Annotated in this window: 14 protein-coding genes and 3 pseudogenes; all 17 read right to left on the bottom strand. The window is 55.2% G+C overall.

Annotation, left to right across the window (positions count from 1 at the left end; all coding sequences use genetic code 11):
• Positions 1-85: 85 nt before the first annotated feature.
• The 17 genes and pseudogenes from BLP91_RS02540 to BLP91_RS02460 all read right to left on the bottom strand — a co-directional run bounded on the left by BLP91_RS02540 (position 86) and on the right by BLP91_RS02460 (position 16,127).
• Positions 86-628 carry an MBL fold metallo-hydrolase gene (locus BLP91_RS02540; protein ID WP_143003440.1) on the bottom strand — a complete coding sequence of 181 codons (543 nt, stop codon included), beginning with the start codon at positions 626-628 and terminating at the stop codon, positions 86-88.
• 922 nt (positions 629-1,550) lie between these two features.
• The gene (gene fadH, locus BLP91_RS02530; protein ID WP_091566712.1) at positions 1,551-2,321 is read right to left on the bottom strand and encodes a 2,4-dienoyl-CoA reductase; all 771 of its coding nucleotides are present in this window, start codon (positions 2,319-2,321) and stop codon (positions 1,551-1,553) included.
• Between the two features lie 106 nt (positions 2,322-2,427).
• On the bottom strand, positions 2,428-4,101 hold the full coding sequence (locus BLP91_RS02525; RefSeq protein WP_091566377.1) for a long-chain fatty acid--CoA ligase: 1,674 nt from the start codon (positions 4,099-4,101) through the stop codon (positions 2,428-2,430).
• Positions 4,102-4,237: 136 nt separating this feature from the next.
• Positions 4,238-4,870: an SDR family NAD(P)-dependent oxidoreductase gene (locus BLP91_RS02520; protein ID WP_091566375.1), complete on the bottom strand. Its 633-nt coding sequence runs from the start codon at positions 4,868-4,870 to the stop codon at positions 4,238-4,240.
• The gene (locus BLP91_RS17225; protein WP_091566373.1) at positions 4,845-5,009 is read right to left on the bottom strand and encodes an SDR family NAD(P)-dependent oxidoreductase; all 165 of its coding nucleotides are present in this window, start codon (positions 5,007-5,009) and stop codon (positions 4,845-4,847) included. Before BLP91_RS17225 ends, BLP91_RS02520 begins: the two co-directional genes overlap by 26 nt.
• A gap of 18 nt (positions 5,010-5,027) precedes the next feature.
• On the bottom strand, positions 5,028-6,443 hold the full coding sequence (locus BLP91_RS02510) for an amidase (protein ID WP_176757775.1): 1,416 nt from the start codon (positions 6,441-6,443) through the stop codon (positions 5,028-5,030).
• 130 nt (positions 6,444-6,573) lie between these two features.
• Complete coding sequence (locus tag BLP91_RS02505; RefSeq protein ID WP_091566369.1) at positions 6,574-7,740, bottom strand: acyl-CoA dehydrogenase family protein; 1,167 nt, start codon at positions 7,738-7,740, stop codon at positions 6,574-6,576.
• A gap of 31 nt (positions 7,741-7,771) precedes the next feature.
• Positions 7,772-8,935 carry a thiolase family protein gene (locus BLP91_RS02500; protein ID WP_091566367.1) on the bottom strand — a complete coding sequence of 388 codons (1,164 nt, stop codon included), beginning with the start codon at positions 8,933-8,935 and terminating at the stop codon, positions 7,772-7,774.
• An 81-nt stretch (positions 8,936-9,016) separates the two neighbouring features.
• Positions 9,017-10,263, bottom strand: a pseudogene (locus BLP91_RS02495) (ABC transporter substrate-binding protein).
• A 13-nt stretch (positions 10,264-10,276) separates the two neighbouring features.
• Positions 10,277-10,992: pseudogene (locus BLP91_RS02490) on the bottom strand (ABC transporter ATP-binding protein).
• Positions 10,970-11,755: an ABC transporter ATP-binding protein gene (locus BLP91_RS02485; protein ID WP_091566365.1), complete on the bottom strand. Its 786-nt coding sequence runs from the start codon at positions 11,753-11,755 to the stop codon at positions 10,970-10,972. Before BLP91_RS02485 ends, BLP91_RS02490 begins: the two are co-directional and overlap by 23 nt.
• Positions 11,755-12,759, bottom strand: a complete 1,005-nt coding sequence (locus BLP91_RS02480) for a branched-chain amino acid ABC transporter permease (RefSeq protein WP_091566363.1) — start codon at positions 12,757-12,759, stop codon at positions 11,755-11,757. Before BLP91_RS02480 ends, BLP91_RS02485 begins: the two co-directional genes overlap by 1 nt.
• Positions 12,756-13,621 (bottom strand): annotated as a pseudogene (locus tag BLP91_RS02475) (branched-chain amino acid ABC transporter permease). Before BLP91_RS02475 ends, BLP91_RS02480 begins: the two are co-directional and overlap by 4 nt.
• 73 nt (positions 13,622-13,694) lie before the next feature.
• Positions 13,695-14,468, bottom strand: coding sequence for an NADPH:quinone oxidoreductase family protein (locus BLP91_RS02470; RefSeq protein WP_245662025.1), 774 nt, complete (start codon positions 14,466-14,468; stop codon positions 13,695-13,697).
• Positions 14,465-14,674, bottom strand: coding sequence for a hypothetical protein (locus BLP91_RS16995; RefSeq protein WP_245662023.1), 210 nt, complete (start codon positions 14,672-14,674; stop codon positions 14,465-14,467). The genes BLP91_RS02470 and BLP91_RS16995 overlap by 4 nt, the downstream gene beginning before the upstream one ends.
• A gap of 30 nt (positions 14,675-14,704) precedes the next feature.
• Positions 14,705-15,460 carry an SDR family NAD(P)-dependent oxidoreductase gene (locus BLP91_RS02465; protein ID WP_091566360.1) on the bottom strand — a complete coding sequence of 252 codons (756 nt, stop codon included), beginning with the start codon at positions 15,458-15,460 and terminating at the stop codon, positions 14,705-14,707.
• A gap of 79 nt (positions 15,461-15,539) precedes the next feature.
• Positions 15,540-16,127, bottom strand: coding sequence for a TetR/AcrR family transcriptional regulator (locus BLP91_RS02460; protein WP_245662021.1), 588 nt, complete (start codon positions 16,125-16,127; stop codon positions 15,540-15,542).
• Positions 16,128-16,585: the final 458 nt, after the last annotated feature.

Raw genomic sequence — 16,585 nt, 5'->3', positions numbered from 1 at the left:
AGCAGTAGCATTGACCCGAAGCCGATGTAACGGATGTTCTGCTGAGATGATATACACCGTCGGCTTCGAATCACCCTGCTGGCCCCTAACGCCCTTGCATACGGATTTGATAATAGCAGGACAACATCCCAACGGTTCGACACAAAACACAGCCGTTTCTCCTCCACAAGGCTTCCAGCCTAGCCGAGTCACACCGCGCAATACTGCAGCACCCCTCGTCTGTTTCTGTCACGGTGATCCCCCTGGGATTCCAACAAATTGAGATGACCCAATGCTTCCGATACCACCAGGGATAATTGCGGTTCATATTTACCGGGAAAGCGCCGGTCAACAATTGAGATAAAATAAGATCTCGAATCTCACCCTCGCGTTGCTCCTGTTTTTGCCACCGATGCTTGATCAACCGGTTGGGCCCGGTCACCTCCCAGCCATGACCGGAGAAGATACGGGATATGCGAAGGGGAAGCAGCTTTCGCAGGGATTCTCGACACTGGAGCAAGGTTTTCGGTCGCACCTTGTCACCTGAGGAGGGTGGTTCCACGATCGCGTTGGAGGAGACATGGGCCCGCACATGGTCACCACCGATCAGGGGGTGATCCCGTTCCCGATACAGAGAAATGTGGCGCATGTCCCGGTGTTGCCACTACCACGGTCCACTCCGGCATACCCGGAATCGCATCCCCCTCCACCAACGACACATCCAGCTTCATCCGGCATCCGTACGGGTCCATCCCGCGTAACATCTGTCCCAAACGGGAGATATGCTGTTCCTCTACATCGAAAGCGCGATACAAGTGTTGGAAAAAACGGCCGCTCTCCTTCCGAAAAAGGGGATCCCGACTGATCCAAGGTATTCCGTCGATCCCCCAACACCGCAAGGGGGCTTCCCTGGGCGAGGCAGTCCAACAGGCCAGTATGGTCCACATGATGAGGGGTCAACACCACCTGATCGATATCCGACAGAAGGAATCCCGATTCCTTCAGCTGCTGTTTCAGAGACACCTATACCTCATCCGTCTTCGGCCCGACATCGATCAGGGTTAAAGCATCTCCCTCTACGAGATAGACATTGACCGATGATGGGAAACGGGGTGGGAAAGGTAAACGTATAAAGCTCGGGTGTCCTTAGAGTGTCATATGCTATCCGGATCACCTCCCGTCTAAATCAAAATGAATGAAAGGTCATTCACTTTATGCTTCAAAGATGAATCGTAACGGAGATTCTGATTGCTTCAGTTTTTCAATCATGACTAAAAGCATTATGATTTAAGGCAGGGTCGATACAAGAGAGGAAGCGTTTACCCGAAAAAGCGACTTTGCACCCCAGGGCACCACGAACAGATGGGCTGACGCCCTGAAAAAAGGATGCTGTCCTACCCAGCGGAGAATCAGCATGCAAGGGCAATTTACATCTTCGAATTCAGCTTTGCCCCTGCCCGAAGCATGGATGATTCGGAGAAAAAGTCCAACCTTCTCTGCAGGACAGCAGTCGGAGCGGCTTCGGGTAAAGGCCCCCCCGCTCGTTTTTCACAACGTTTTTAACGAAGGAACTACATAAACGACTTGCGGCCGCTGAGCCATTGCCCGCCATCGATGGTGAGACACTCCCCGTTGATGTAGGCAGAAGCCGGGGAGAGCAAAAAAGCCGCCAGTTCCGCGATTTCCTCCGGCTCCCCTAAGCGGCCCAGGGGAACGCTGTCCGCCGTGCGTCGGTGGGCTTCCTCCGATTGAAACAGCTGCTCCTGCCCGCCGGTACCGGCCACCGGTCCCGGTGCAATGGCGTTGACCCGGATGCCGTATTTTTGGCCCCACTCCACCGCCAGTGTTCGAGTCATCGCCAGCACTCCAGCCTTCGCACTGGCGGAGTGGATCACGCCCGGGCCCGCTCCCCAGGCATAAGTGGCCAACATGTTGATCATGCTCCCTTTCTGGCCTTTTTTGATCCATTCTTTTCCGACCGCTTGGGTACAGTACCAGGTTCCATTCAAAACGATATTGACGACAGCATTCCAGCCGTTGATGGAGAGGTCTTCTGCGGGACAGATAAAATTGCCGGCGGCGTTGTTGACGAGACAATCGATACCGCCGAACACCCGGTTCGCCTCATCCACTGTGTACTGAACTTGTTCCGGATCGCGGACATCCATCTCGACACACAAAACTTGGCCCTCGTCCCCTGCGATCTCTGCTTTTGCCGCTTGCAAACGTTCCGACGATCGGCCGGTGATCACGACCCGGGCCCCTTCCGCGACAAATTTCTTGGCCATCGCCTTGCCCATCCCGCTGCTTCCGCCGGTCACCATTACCGTCTGATCCTTCATGGGGTCGACCTCCTGAAAAAAGGATAAAAAACCGGGCCGGAAACCCAATCGCCTGCCCTTCGCGATGGGTCTCCGACCACCGATTACCATCTTTGTTCAAATGGTCTTATTTCTGTTTCGCCTTTTCCCACTCTTTCTCCTGCAAGACTCGCCACAAAATCTTGCCGCTGGCGGTCATGGGCAGGGAATCGACAAATTCCACCAGACGAGGGTATTTATAGGCGGCCATCTGCTCCTTGGCCCACTGGATGATCTCCTCCGCGGTCACATCGTCGCGGGCCTGGTCCGTAGGCACGATAAAGGCTTTGACCGTCTCCCCGCGCCTGGAGTCCGGAACCCCGACCACACAGGCGGACTGCACTTTGGGATGCTTGTACAGGGTGGATTCCACCTCCGTTGGCCACACCTTGTACCCGGAGGCATTGATCATCCGCTTGGCGCGATCGACGATAAAAAAGTACCCCTCTTCATCATAACGGCCGATATCTCCAGTCCGGAAAAAGGGCTTCCCGTCGATGGTCAAAAAAGACTTTTCCGTCTCTTCGGGACGTCTCCAATATCCCTTAAAGACTTGGGGTCCGTTGACGACGATTTCTCCCGTCTCCCCTTCTCCCAATTCCTCCAGCGTATCCATGTCAATGATCCGTGCATCCACATCAAAAGAGGGAATCCCTAAACATTGCAATTTTGACCGGTCCGGCGGGTTGAAGTGGGTCTGGGCGATGGTCTCCGACAAACCGTACCCTTCGGCATAGCGCAATCCCGTCAGTTCAAACAGCTTTTCTCCCACCGCCCGGGGCAGCGGAGCCCCACCTCCACCGATGTAAGTAAGGGACTCGAGATCCCACTCCGTGATGTCCGGCATCGACAGAAAGTCGACGAGCATGGTACTGATATTGGTCCAGTGGGTACAACGGTACCTTTCGATCAGCCGGGCAGCTGTCTCCCGTTCCCAGCGGGTCATCAACACCATGTTGCCGCCGGAGTATATCGGAACGTGCATCCCGTGGATCATCCCTGTTACGTGGAAAAAGGGTAAAGTGGACAGGACAACGCCACTGGCTGACGCATTCCCCCAGTGAACCGCCCCTACGGTGTTGGCCTGAACCGTTTTGGAAGTGTGAACGCATCCCTTCGGTTTGCCGGTGGTACCGGAGGTGTAGGGCAAAACCACCGGATCATCGAGGCTGAAGGGAACCGGGTCGGGCTTGATTTTGTAAGCCAAAGCGTCGCGCCACTCCGTCACATAGTCATCGCCGATCGCTTGGCGGCTCTGTTTCACTACGTCCGGCAGGGGCAGGTCTGAGGCCGGATCAGCGTAGTCATTGTAGGCGGCCACAACCACATGTTCCAAGGAACTCTGACCGTTAAAGGGAGCCACCCGTTCATACAGCTCCTGACCGACGATGGCCGCTTTCGGTTCATTATCCTCGATATAGAAAGAGAGTTCGCGGGTCACATGCATCGGGTTAATCGGTACCACAATGGCGTTGACCCGGGCAATGGCATAATAAGCGATCACAAATTGCGGGGCGTTTTGCATAAACAAGAGCACCCGATCACCGGAGGCGACCCCCAGTTCCTTTTGTAAGAAGCCGGCCAGGTGATCTACCTGTTCCAAAAGCTCCCGATAAGAGAGCTCCGCCCCATAGTAGGTGATCGCCGTCTTATCCGGATACCGGTTGGCGGAAACTTCTAAATTATGAACGATGCCCGTTTCAGGAACGATCAACGAATGAGGCAACCGATTGGGCCAATGTTGGAAATGACGGGTTAACATCGACATCCCCCCGCTCTTTTGAAGTTTGTGTATCCGCACACCCTTGAGACACACCCTGTGTCGCGTGGCCCCATGCTTTCGGTTCACGCTTCTCTCTTTTTCGTTTTTTCTCTTTTTACCGACCTTCCTCCCACTGTTAAAATCGGCCGGTGCCGCCCCCTGAAACCTTGATCGTCTCCCCCGTCACATAGGAAGAAGCTTCTGTACCCAGGTAGAGGCAGGCATTTAGGATATCCTCGGGAACCCCGATCCGCCCCACTGGAATCTGCTCCTCAAACTGCCGCTTGATTTCCGGGGTAGGCATCAGCACCTCTTCCGTCCCTTCCGTCTGTATCAATCCCGGTGCGATACAATTGACGAAAATCCCGTCCGAAGCCCACTCCATCGCCATTGTCTCCGTCAGGTTGACCACGCCTGCCTTAGCCGCTCCATAGGCACCCAGCCCCGGTGTCGCCCGTAGACCAGCCACGGAACTGATATTGATGATTCGGCCCCCTCCCTGTTCAACCATGATCGGCCGCACCGCCTTACAGCAGTAAAACACCTGGTTCAGGTTATTCCGGACGACGGCATCAAAGCCGTTGGGAGAGAGGGACTCCAGCGTATGGCCGAAGCTGCCACCGGCGTTGTTGATCAGGACATCGATCCGGCCAAATCGCTCCGCCGCTCGCTGCATCATATCTTCCACATCTTCATACCGGCGCATATCCGCCTGTACCGGAAACACCTCACCCCTTGTCTGTTCAATCTCTTTCACTACCGGTTCCATCTTTTTCCTTTTTCCGGCTATTCACCACCACCTTGGCTCCTTCTTTCGCCAAGCCGATGGCCAGCCCCTTCCCGATCCCTTGGGAACTGCCGGTGACCACCACCACTTTGCCATGCATGGTATACTGATCCAAACCCATGTTTTTCCTCCTTTCTTTTTATCCCATCCATGTTTTTACCTGACCTTTGGTTTGTTCCATCACCTTGGAGACCTGCAGGATCAGCTCTTCTGCGAAACGGGGACCGATGATCTGCATGCCGATCGGCAACCCCTCTGACGATTCCCCGCAGTTCACAGAAGCAGCGGGATGTCCGGTCATGTTGAATAAGGAGGTTAGCATCCACCCGCTGTACCGGTTGACCGGCTGACCATTGATCGCCTCTGGCCCCGGGCCGTGGGGAAACGCGGGAACCGCCACGGTGGGGGTGACCAAAAGGTCATAAGTCTCCCACAGCGCCTCCACCTTTCTGTACGCATCATCCCGGTCCCTCTCCCAATGCTTGTACTCCACAGCGGAGAACTGGTTACCGTATTCGATGGTAGAAACCATGCTTTTGGACATCCGCTCCCGCCACCCATCCAGGAAGTGACCATAGTGGGCGGCAAATTGGACAGACCACATCTTGGTAAAGGACCCGGTCACCCTTTCCTCTTCCAGGCCAAGGGTCACCTCGTCCACCTGACACCCCATCCTTTCGTAGACCCGGAGCCCTTTCTCCACGGCTGTCTTCACTTCCGGATCGATTTCAAAATAATCCAGATTGGGGCTGTAGGCGATTTTGAGTCCCGTTAGATCTGGCTCCTGCAGCGGCAGCCTTATACGGCTAGCCGGCACAGAGAAGGGATCATCCCGATGCGTCCCCTGCACCACATTCAATAGCAGTACAGCATCGTCTACGGTTCGGGTCAGACTGCCCCGGTGCAAGAAAGGGGTCGTCGTGGAAAAACGAGTGGGACCGGTATCGAAGGGGATGCGGCCGAAGGTGGGCTTCAACCCGTACACCCCGCAAAAGCTGGCCGGAATCCGGATCGATCCGCCCCCGTCGCTCCCTTCAGCCATGGGCGCCATCCCGGCGGAGACAGCAGCGGCGGATCCGCCACTCGATCCCCCTGCGGTGCGGCTTGGGTCATGGGGGTTGTTGGTTTTGCCGAAGAGCAGGTTATCCGTAATCCCCGTATGTCCGAATTCAGGTGTATTGGTTTTACCCAGGATGATCGCTCCCGCCTGTTTCACTCGGGTACAGAAGACAGAATCCCAATCCGGAACATGGTCAGCGTAGATATGGGAGCCGTAGGTGGTCCGGATCCCCTTTGATGGGGTCAAGTCCTTGATCGCGATGGGAACCCCTAATAAAGGCGGCGGATCCTCTTCCGACATCAAGCATTCTTCCGCTTCCCGGGCTGCTGCGATCGCTTGCTCCTCCGCTACCGTGCAGTAGGCGTTCAGCTCCGGATTGAGGCGTTGGATTTGGTCCAGATAGATCCGCACCACTTCAACCGGGGAAATCTCTTTGTGACGAATCTGCTGGGCCAAATCATTGGCACTGATCCATAACAGATCTTCCTCTCTCACAGCTATCAATCTCCCTTCCTATCCCCATCCAATGGATATGCAAGATTTGTGCCCATACGACAAGGGATGAAACTGGGGGGCAAGTCTAATCAGCCCATTCTCTTTTGCATGATAGTAAGTCCTATTTGACTCAGAGAAAATCACCGATCTTCACGTGACCTTTTAGCAAGTTACGGGCGATAATCATCCGCTGAATTTCATCGGTTCCGTCATAAATCCGCCACAAGCGGGCCTCCCGATACCAACGTTCAATAGGCAGCTCTTTGGTGTAACCCATCCCCCCGTGGATCTGCAGCACACGGTCGATGACCCGGTTCCCCATATTAGCCCCGAACAGCTTGGCCATGGAGGCTAGGTGCCGGTTGTCCTCCCCTTGGTCCAGGGTCCAAGCGGCGTTGAATACCAGCCACTTCGCCGCTTCCATTTCCACTGCCGAGTCGGCGATTTGCCACTGGATCCCCTGCCGTTCCGCCAGGGGTTTGCCGAAGGTGACCCGCTGTTTGGCATAATCGATCGCCATCTGTAGCAGCCGTTCCGCACTACCAACAGCCCGGGCGCCCACCATCCACCGGTGAAAACCGATCCATTCCAACCCGAGGCGGTACCCGTCGTGTAATTCCCCCAGGATGTTCTCCTCCGGCACCCGGACGTTGTCAAAGATGAGCGAGGCGGGACCCCATTCGCCCATGGTGTGGATATATTCCGACCGCCAGCCCATCTCCCGGTCGACGAGGAAGCAGGTGACGCCTCCGTGTCCCTGTTTGTCGGGATCGGTCACGGCAAACACCATCGTGAAATCCGCCTCGTTCCCGTTGGTGATGAAGATTTTTTCCCCGTTTAAAACCCATTCCTTCCCCTCTTTCTTGGCGGACATCTTGATTCGGCGCGTGTCGGACCCGGCGCCGGGTTCCGTCAGGGCGAAGCAGGATTTCCGTTCCCCTTTGAGAGTCGGGATTAAATAGCGCTGCTTCTGTTCCTCATTGCCGTAGTAGAGAATGTTGTCGGCATATCCGGGGAATTGAAAGGGAACGAAGGTTTTGGAAATTTCGATGGTTAAAACCGCCAGCATCACCTGACCCAGATCAGCGCCGCCGTACTCCTGAGGCGTGTTGATTCCCCAAAAGCCCAAATCCGCCGCCTTTTGCTGCAATTCCTTCATTTTTTCCGTGGTAATCCCCGGCCGCCCTTCCCGCTCGTTCCGGAGCACGTCCGGCTCCAGCGGCATCAGTTCTTTCTGGACAAACTTGCGGACCGTTTGCCGGATCATCTTCTGTTCCTCAGTCAACCGCAGATGCATGCTTCCCCATCTCCTTTTTTACCCGTACTGGTTATCGTTCCAACAGGACAGCGATTCCCTGTCCGCCACCGATGCAGGCCGTGACCAGACCCCGCCGGCCTTGTTGCCGTTTCAACTCATAGACCAGCTTTGTCACCAACATAGCTCCTGTGGCCGCGATGGGGTGCCCATGAGCGATGGCACCTCCGTTCACATTCACCTTGTTCCAATCCAGATGGAGTTCCCGGTCACAAACCAACACCTGCGCTGCAAAAGCTTCGTTCAGTTCGATCCGATCGAGATCGTCCAGCGTCAGCCCTTCCTTCTCCAACAGCTTTTGCGTCGCCGGAACCGGCCCAATCCCCATCATGTTGGGATCGACCCCGGCCACAGCAAAACTCTTCACCATCGCCAGAGGCTCCAATCCCCGCTTCTCCGCCTCTTTCCCTGACATGACCACCACCGCCGAGGCGCCATCATTTACCCCCGAGGAATTGCCGGCGGTTACTGTGCCCCCTTCCTTGAACACCGGCGGCAGCTGGGCCAGAGCATCCAAGGACGTCTCCGGGCGGGGATGTTCGTCGGTGTCAAAGACAACAGGTCCACCTTTTTTCCTGGGGATCGTTAGGGGTACGATTTCTTCTTCAAAAAGTCCCTGTCGCATCGCATCCGCCATCCGCTGCTGGCTGCGCCAGGCAAACTCATCCTGCTCCTCCCGAGAAATCCCGTATTTTTCCGCCAGGTTTTCCGCAGTGATTCCCATCGGAGGGTCCCCGATTTCCTCCGGCGACAGCTTCCGCCCCCTGAACCGGGGCGGCTGTCGATCAAAGGCTTTGGCCGGCGGTTGCATCAGGTAGGGGGCTCGGGTCATGCTTTCCGTTCCCCCGGCGATAAAGATCTCCCCGAATCCGGCGCGGATCACCTGAGCAGCCAGGGCGACAGCGTTCATCCCTGATCCGCACTGACGGTCGATGGTCAGGCCGGGCACTCCCATCGGCAACCCCGCCTCCAATGCCGTCAGTCGGGCCATGTTACCGCCGCCGGCTAACACGTTTCCAAAAATCACATCGTCGATCTCTCCGGGCTCCACGTTCGCCCTCTGAATCGCTTCCCGGATTGCCGCTGCTCCAAAATGGTGGGGTTCCAGGTCCTGCAAGGCACCGCCGCGACGGGCAATCGCCGTGCGGACGACGGAGACGATGACCGCTTCCTGCATGTTGCTTCCCTCCTGAATGGACTGATGCCTATTCTCTTTGAGAGCGGGGGGGGGGGACCTTTCCATTACCGAAAAGATCCCTCATTCCCTTTCCGCCTCAATCACCTTCACCTTTCCATCCTCCACCACCGCAACATGAGGCGGCCAGATCAATCGTCCGGTCTCCGTAATCCCTCCCATGGGGTAGACACTCTTGTTCTCGGGCAGATTTTTGATCCCCTCACCCATGCTGTCCATGATCTTGCGAGCATCCTCCACCGTACCCGCCGCTTTCATCGCCTCCACAAAAGCATACAAGGTTTGGTAATTGAAAGCGGATTCGGAAGTGGCCAATTTGTTGTAAGTTGATTCATACTTATTCACATAAGACGCCGTTCCGGGCTCGTTGTTTTTACGAACCGGCTTCACCCCGACCATGCCGTTTAAGAGCTCGTATCCGCCCAAAACCTTGGCCATCTCTTCCATCTTGGCCTGGTCCATCACCATGAAGCCGCCTTTAAACCCGAGTTGCCGAGCCTGTTTCATCACCAGAGCCGTCGGCTCTGACGGACCGCCTACAAACAGAACATCGGGATCCTTGTTTAAGGCATTGGTCACGATCGAGTAAAAGTCGGTCTCTTTGTTAAAGTCGACCTCCGTCTGATAAACTACTTGGCCCCCGTGTTTCTTCCACACCGGCAACAGCGTTTCCGTCCAATCTTTCCCGTATTGGGATGCAGTGGGGAGCACAGCCAGTTTTTTGCCGAACTTCTCCATCGCGTATTCGGTAAACATTTCCGGGTAGATGGTGTAAGCGGGAGGAATGCCCACGGTCAAATCGTTCTTCTGCTCTTCGATGCGCGGCTCACTGGTATAAGCTCCGATCAGAAAATTGTTCTCTTCTCATTGAACACCTGTGAAGCAAACACACCGCCGCTGTGGGGGATAAAGATGATCGGGGTGTCATGTTCCTGGACGAGGCGCTTGGCATTGGTTCCGGTCTCGTTGGGCAGATACTTGTCATCCAAGGTGACAACCCGGATCTTATAGGTCTTACCGTCCACCTGGAAACCGCCGGCTTTGTTGATCTCCCTGGCGGCCATCTCGATTCCGTTGAGCACATTTTTACCGTAGAGGGCTGCTGGACCGCTCAGAGGTCCGCTGTAACCGATGTTGACCACTTCCTCCCCCTCAGCCAGTTCCGGTGTAACGGCCTCCTGTTCCTTGGAACCCTCTTCTCCTCCCTTGCCGGCACTGGTTTGGCTCATCTCCGATCTTAAACACCCGGTCAAACCGACCATCAGACACACCGCCAACAACATCGAAAACAGCTTCCCCACCTTCCCCATGCCAAGCCCTCCTTTACGCTCCAATATAAGCTTTTCTGATCTGCGGATGGTTGAATAAAGTATCGCTGCTGCCCTCCATCACGATTTCACCGTTCTCCATCACATAGCCCCGATCCGCGATCGCCAAGGCTGCACTGGCATTCTGCTCCGCCAGCAAAATCGTCGTCCCTTCTCCATTGATCCGTTGAATCAACGCGAACAATTGACGGACGATCAAGGGGGCGAGGCCCAGGGAAGGTTCGTCCAGCAGCAGCAGCTTCGGTTTGGACATCAGTGCTCTGGCGATGGCCAGCATCTGTTGCTGTCCCCCGCTGAGGGAGCCTGCCGGTTGGCCTTGCTTATCCCGAAGGGCGGGAAACAAATCGAACACATCCTCCAGCATCAACCGGAGTTCCCGCTTATTCCGGCGGTAGACAAAGCCGCCCAGCTGGAGGTTTTCCAGCACAGTCATGGCAGGGAACAATTTTCGCCCCTCTGCGCATTGAACGAGACCGGTTTGGACGATTCGACTGGCTGACCAGCCGTCGATCCGTTGATCCCGGAAGCGTATCTCCCCCCCCGGGAGGGTTTGGTCAACCCGCTGATCGCCCGAAACATCGTACTTTTTCCTGCTCCGTTGGCTCCCAGCAACACCACCAGCTCGCCGCGGTGGACCTTGAGGGAAACGTTTTTTAAGGCGACAAAGGAGCCGTAGTTGACATGCAAGTCAGACAGTTTGAGGTCTGCCATCCCCAGTGGGATCACCTCCCAAATAGGCTTCAATCACTGCCGGATTTCCTTGAATCTCCTCCGGCGTTCCTTCTACAATCCGCTCTCCCTGATTGAGCACGGTGATCCGGTCGGCCAGGGACATGATCATGGACGTTTTATGTTCAATCAGGCAAACGGTCCGACCTGTATCGGCCATCTTTTTGATCAAGACGGCCAGACCGTCAGTTTCATCCGGATTGACGCCGGCCGCCGGTTCGTCCAGCAGCACGAGCTCCGGTTGGGTGGCCAGGGCCAGGGCGAAGGCGACCCGCTTTTTTTGTTCCTGGGTGATTTCCGACACCGGTTCGCCGGCCAGGTGGGAAAGCCCGACAAAGTCCAGTACCTCCCGGCCCCGGTCCAAACTCTCCCTTTCCTCCCGACGCTCCCGCTTCGTCCGCAGGATGACGTCCCAAAAACCAGAGCGGGTGCGAAGACGATTGCCGATGATGACGTTGTCCAACACCGTCGCTTCTTCAAACAAATGCGTCGTTTGAAAGGTCCTGGCAATCCCTTTTTTGGCGATTCGTTCCGGCGGCCATCCGGTGATGTTCGTTCCTTTAAAGAGAATTCGGCCGGAGGTCGGCGGATAAAAGCCGCTGATCAGATTGAAAAAGGTTGTCTTGCCGGCGCCGTTGGGCCCGATAATGGCATGAATCTGGCCCCTTTCCACAGACAAATCCACCTGGTGGTTGGCGGTTAACTCCCCAAATCGCTTGGTCAATCGCTCCACTCGCAATAACATCAGCCCACCTCCTCCGCCTTCGATGCCGGCATCTTTCCTTCCCGTTTTTGTGAAGGGGTCCGCTTCCGCCTGTTCCTCCAGCCAGCGATCCCGCCGACGATTCCCTGAGGGTAAAAGATAACCAACGCCACCAACAACGGCCCAAACAGGATCATGCGGGATTCCTGCAAAAACTGAAGGGATTGTGTCAACCAAACCACGAGCAAGGTGCCCACCAACGGTCCGGCCAGGGTGCCGATGCCCCCGATGATCAGATACATCAACATTTCAAAACCTAGGACGATGTTGGCGATCTCCGGGCCGATAAAGCGGATGAAGGAGACGTATAAGGCTCCGGCCAGCCCGGCAAAAAAACAGGAGATCACAAAGGACAACAGCTGATTTTTCCTCGGTGATATGCCGATCGCCCGAGCCAGTTCCTCACTGTTGCGAACGGCGAGGAAGGTGCGGCCGGTGAGGGAATCCCGGAGCCATTTGGCCACAAAGATAGTGACGGCCAAAAAGAACAACATCAAATAATATTGGGACTGCAAGGTGTCAAAGGTGATCGGACCGATCGGAGGCGGATGGGGGATACCGATCAATCCGCGGACCCCTCCGGTCAAACTGTCCCACTGACCGATCACCAGGTAGATGATAAACCCGACACACATGGTGTAGATAGCAAAAAAGTGTCCTTTGGTACGGAAGGAAACCAAGCCGACGAAGAATCCGATCACCGCAGTCAGAACCAATGCCGCCGCAAAGGAGGACCAAAAACCCCAACCGGCCTTTACCGTCAGCAACCCGAGGGTGTAGGCACCGATGGCAAAAAAGCCGACATGGGCCAGGGACAGCGAGCCGATATAACCGACATTCATGTTGTACCCGTAGACGCTGATCGCCCAGATCATCGCCAGGGTAACCACATGCAACACATATTGGTTTTGGACGATCATGGGGAAGACAAGCGCCGCCAATATCACTGCGATCCAACCGTTTCGGGTGTTTAACAACCAACTCATCCGTTCACCCTCCCCGGAAACAAGCCTGTCGGCTTCAAGGTCAGGATGATCACCAAGAGGGCAAAGGCGAGCACATCTTTGTAATCACCAGAGATATAGGTGGCTCCGAAACTTTCCGCCACACCGAGGATGTATCCTCCCAGAATGGCCCCCGGGATGCTGCCCATGCCCCCGATGATGATGATGACAAAAGCTTTCATAATCACAAGATTGCCCATCGCCGGATAGATCAGGTTGATCGGGGAAGCCAGCGTGGCAGCCGCCGCCGCCAAACCCCCGGAAATGGCGAAGGTCAAGACGGCGATCATGTTGGCGTTGATTCCCGTCAGGTACGCACCTTCCCGGTTTTGCGCCATGGCGATGATCGCTGATCCAATCATCGTTTTCCGCAAAAACCAATGGAGCACAACCATCATGATGACGGCGGTGATCAGGATCAACAACCGCTGTTGGGTCACGGTCAGTCCGAATAGGTTGACGACGTCGCCATAAGGGGTCTCCATCCGTCGGTAATCCGCCCCCCACAGCACTTGTGCAAGCGCTTCCAAAAACAGCAGGATGCCGACGGCGGCGATCAGTGTTGCAATGGGGTCGCGTTGCGAAGTGGATGATAAACCAGCCGGTCCGTCAGCACCGCCAACGCCGCGATCACCAGAATGGACAAAAACATCGCCAGCCAGTACGGAATCCCGAAGAGGGTCATCACGGTCAGAGCGACGTAAGCCCCCAGCATATAAAAGGCACCGTGGGCGAAATTGGGAATATGCAACACGCCGAACACCAGAGTCAGTCCCAAAGCCACCAGCGTATACACACTGCCCGTCGACAATCCGTTTAACAGCTGTTGCCAAAATAAATCCACGCCTTTCCCCTCCTTACATCCAACAGGGGGCCATCTCCCCGTCGGCTATGACACTCCTCCGGCCGGTTCGGCTTTACGGTTTCACCACCAGTTTCCCCCAGGTTTTTCGCTCTGCCAAAAGACCCAGCGCTTCAGGCAATGCGTCAAAGGGGAAGGTTTGGTGGAGCAGCGGACGAATCGCTCCCTGCTCATACAAGTGCATCAATTCGCGATGGGCTTTTCGAACTCGTTCCGGCATCAACCGACGGAATAATCCCCAGTGGACCCCCACTACGGAATAGTTTTTAACCAGGGCATGGTTGGTCGGTGCATCAGCGATGCGGCCCCCTGCAAAACCGATTACCAACAGGCGCCCTTCAAAGGCGATACATTTGCGGGAACGATCAAAGGTATCCCCACCGACGGGATCAAAGATCACATCCGCCCCGCGGCCTTCAGTGACCTCTTTCACCGGCTGCACAAAATCCTCCGCCCGGTAATCGATCACTGTCTCCGCACCCAGCTCTTGACAGATCCGCACTTTTTCCGGTCCACCGGCGGTGGCGATCACGCGAGCTCCAGCCGCCACCCCCAGTTGAATAGCCGCAGATCCCACGCCGCCGGCCCCGGCATGAACCAACAACACCTCACCCGGCTGGATGCGGCCACACCGATGCAGCGCATAGTAAGCCGTCTGATAAGTGATAAACATCGATGCCGCCTCATACCAAGACATCGCATTGGGAATGGGAAAAACATGCTCTTCCGGCACGGCCACCTGTTCAGAAAGACCCCCGCGGGGCAGCGGCGGGGTGGCCAGCACCCACTGACCCTTCCGCAGGGAACCTCCGTCGCCAACCGCGGTCACACTGCCGGAAATTTCCGCACCGGGGTGAAGGGCAACTCCGGTTTCTCCTGATACTTCCCCTGACAAAGCAGGATGTCGAAAAAATTGAGAGCCGTCGCCTCCACTTCAATCACGACTTCCCCCGCCTCGGGTCGGGGGGAGGGGCGTTCCACCAATGCCAAGGCCTCGTCGGGATGGCCCAGTTTCTCTACCTGCCACGTCCGCATACCGGATTCCTCCTTTGGGATCTCCATGGTTTAACGTTTGAAGGATGCCGCCCCGTCATCTGCAAAATAGACATGGCCGTTCAAGAAGGTTGCCTCGTCACTGGCGAGAAAAGCGACTACATTGGCGATCTCCTCCGGTTGCCCGGCCCGGCGCCTCATATGCGCCCGTTCAATCTTTTTCCACAGCTCCGCATCATTTTTCCATTCCGTCACGATTCCGGTATCAATCAAACCCGGAGCGACGCCGACTACCCGGATGTTATAGCGGGCTAACTCCAGGGCGGCAGATTTGGTCATCATCACCACAGCTCCCTTGCTGGCGTGATAGGGAAAATGAAAACGGTCGGCTATCTGAGCATAAATGGAAGCCGTGTTGATGATGACGCCTCCCCTCTCTTTCATCGCCTGGGCGGCGGCTTTGATTCCGTAGAAGACACCATGCTGATTCACCGACACGGTCCGGTGATACTCCTCCACCGGCATCTTCAGCACCGGATAGGGTTGATTGGCGACACCCGCATTATTAAACATAATGTCCAGCCGTCCATGACGCTCGGTCGCGTGAGCCACCAGAGCTTCCACACTTTCATAAGAGGAAGTGTCAACGGTTTGAAATGTGGCCTCTCCTCCCTCCTCCTGGATCGACGCCACCGTCTCTTCCCCGGTGTCGGCGTTGATGTCTGCCGCCACCACCGTGGCTCCTTCCCGTGCAAATTTTTTGGCTGTCGCCCGGCCGATTCCGCTGCCAGCCCCGGTTATCACCGCCACCTGATCCACCAACCTCATGGGGTATTCCTCCATTCTCAATAATACTGACCGGTTGGTATTTTTCGCCCATTTTATCACAATCGAACCATTTATCCAATTATTTTGTCAATTTATTCAGCCTCTCCATGCCATGCAATAACGTTTCCATATAGGTTTCTACCAATTGTTCATCTGTAGCCGGCCCTTCCGGATTAAACCAGTTGTAACTCCAGTTGCACATGCCCAGGATGGCAAAGGTGATCAGATCCGCCCGCAAATCCTGCCGGAATTCCCCTTCCCGCATCCCCGCTTCGATGATCGCCTGTAAATTCAAGCGGAATGTCCGCCGTTTTTGTTTGACCGTGGCTGCGCTTTCTGGATTCAAATTTCGCATCTCGCGAAAGAAGACCCGGGCGGACCGACCGTTTTCTCTAATTTGGTTGACCAGCAGCCGCACGATCTCCATCAACTTGCTCTTATTGTTGATGTCGGCACGGCGGATGATCTGCTCTTGACGTTTCAAGAGCTCATCGATGTACATCAGGTGGATCTCTTTCAGCAGCTGTTCCTTGGATTGAAAATAATAATAGAAGGTGCCCTTGGTCACACCGAGCGCTTCCACCACGTCCTGGATCGATGTTTCACTAAATCCTTTCGTTTCAAAAAGTCGGATGCTCTGTTCCACGATGTTCTGTTTTACGCTCACAGCGAATCTCCTTTCTCCCGAAGAATTTCGTTCAACGAAATCCTCAGCCGATGGACAGTAATAGAACGCCTTCACTGAGCGTAAATCCGACATGCTTTTACACTCAATGCTGACATTGTGATCATTTGAAATGATCCGTATGAAGTGCAGTGTTGTTTGGTTTAAGAGTACAATTAGGAAGTGTAATTAACATCTTTCTCTGCTCTGAATATCAACCCTTTTCATCTCTTGTGCAGGATTTGTTCCAGAATTTATGATGAACTCAACAACCTATAAAATTACAACCACACGGAATGCGAGAAAACTACTGTCCCCAATATACCAGACGTATCTAATAATAAATAAAAAAGGAGCAGGTCAATAATGGTCAAGCCCCCATTTTGTAGACTCTTGGAAAAAACCCGGGTTAAGCGACAAGTTGGCGTCTGTATTCCACAGGCGTCAACTTTTTTAATCTC

Origin of the sequence: Melghirimyces thermohalophilus, assembly GCF_900102685.1 — a bacterium.
Classification (GTDB): Bacteria; Bacillota; Bacilli; order Thermoactinomycetales; family DSM-45169; genus Melghirimyces; species Melghirimyces thermohalophilus.
Note: the sequence above shows the minus strand (reverse complement) of the source record. Positions and strands in the feature narration are given on the sequence as shown.

What these genes read in the sequence shown, in the direction of transcription:
- BLP91_RS02500 (WP_091566367.1), bottom strand. Translation starts at nt 8,935, where the DNA reads ATGCAGGAAGCGGTCATCGTCTCCGTCGTCCGCACGGCGATTGCCCGT.
- BLP91_RS17225 (WP_091566373.1), bottom strand. Translation starts at nt 5,009, where the DNA reads ATGGGTTTGGATCAGTATACCATGCATGGCAAAGTGGTGGTGGTCACC.
- BLP91_RS02485 (WP_091566365.1), bottom strand. Translation starts at nt 11,755, where the DNA reads ATGTTATTGCGAGTGGAGCGATTGACCAAGCGATTTGGGGAGTTAACC.
- BLP91_RS02540 (WP_143003440.1), bottom strand. Translation starts at nt 628, where the DNA reads ATGCGCCACATTTCTCTGTATCGGGAACGGGATCACCCCCTGATCGGT.
- BLP91_RS02465 (WP_091566360.1), bottom strand. Translation starts at nt 15,460, where the DNA reads ATGAGGTTGGTGGATCAGGTGGCGGTGATAACCGGGGCTGGCAGCGGA.
- BLP91_RS02505 (WP_091566369.1), bottom strand. Translation starts at nt 7,740, where the DNA reads ATGCATCTGCGGTTGACTGAGGAACAGAAGATGATCCGGCAAACGGTC.
- BLP91_RS16995 (WP_245662023.1), bottom strand. Translation starts at nt 14,674, where the DNA reads ATGCGGACGTGGCAGGTAGAGAAACTGGGCCATCCCGACGAGGCCTTG.
- BLP91_RS02480 (WP_091566363.1), bottom strand. Translation starts at nt 12,759, where the DNA reads ATGAGTTGGTTGTTAAACACCCGAAACGGTTGGATCGCAGTGATATTG.
- fadH (WP_091566712.1), bottom strand. Translation starts at nt 2,321, where the DNA reads ATGAAGGATCAGACGGTAATGGTGACCGGCGGAAGCAGCGGGATGGGC.
- BLP91_RS02525 (WP_091566377.1), bottom strand. Translation starts at nt 4,101, where the DNA reads ATGTTAACCCGTCATTTCCAACATTGGCCCAATCGGTTGCCTCATTCG.
- BLP91_RS02520 (WP_091566375.1), bottom strand. Translation starts at nt 4,870, where the DNA reads ATGGAACCGGTAGTGAAAGAGATTGAACAGACAAGGGGTGAGGTGTTT.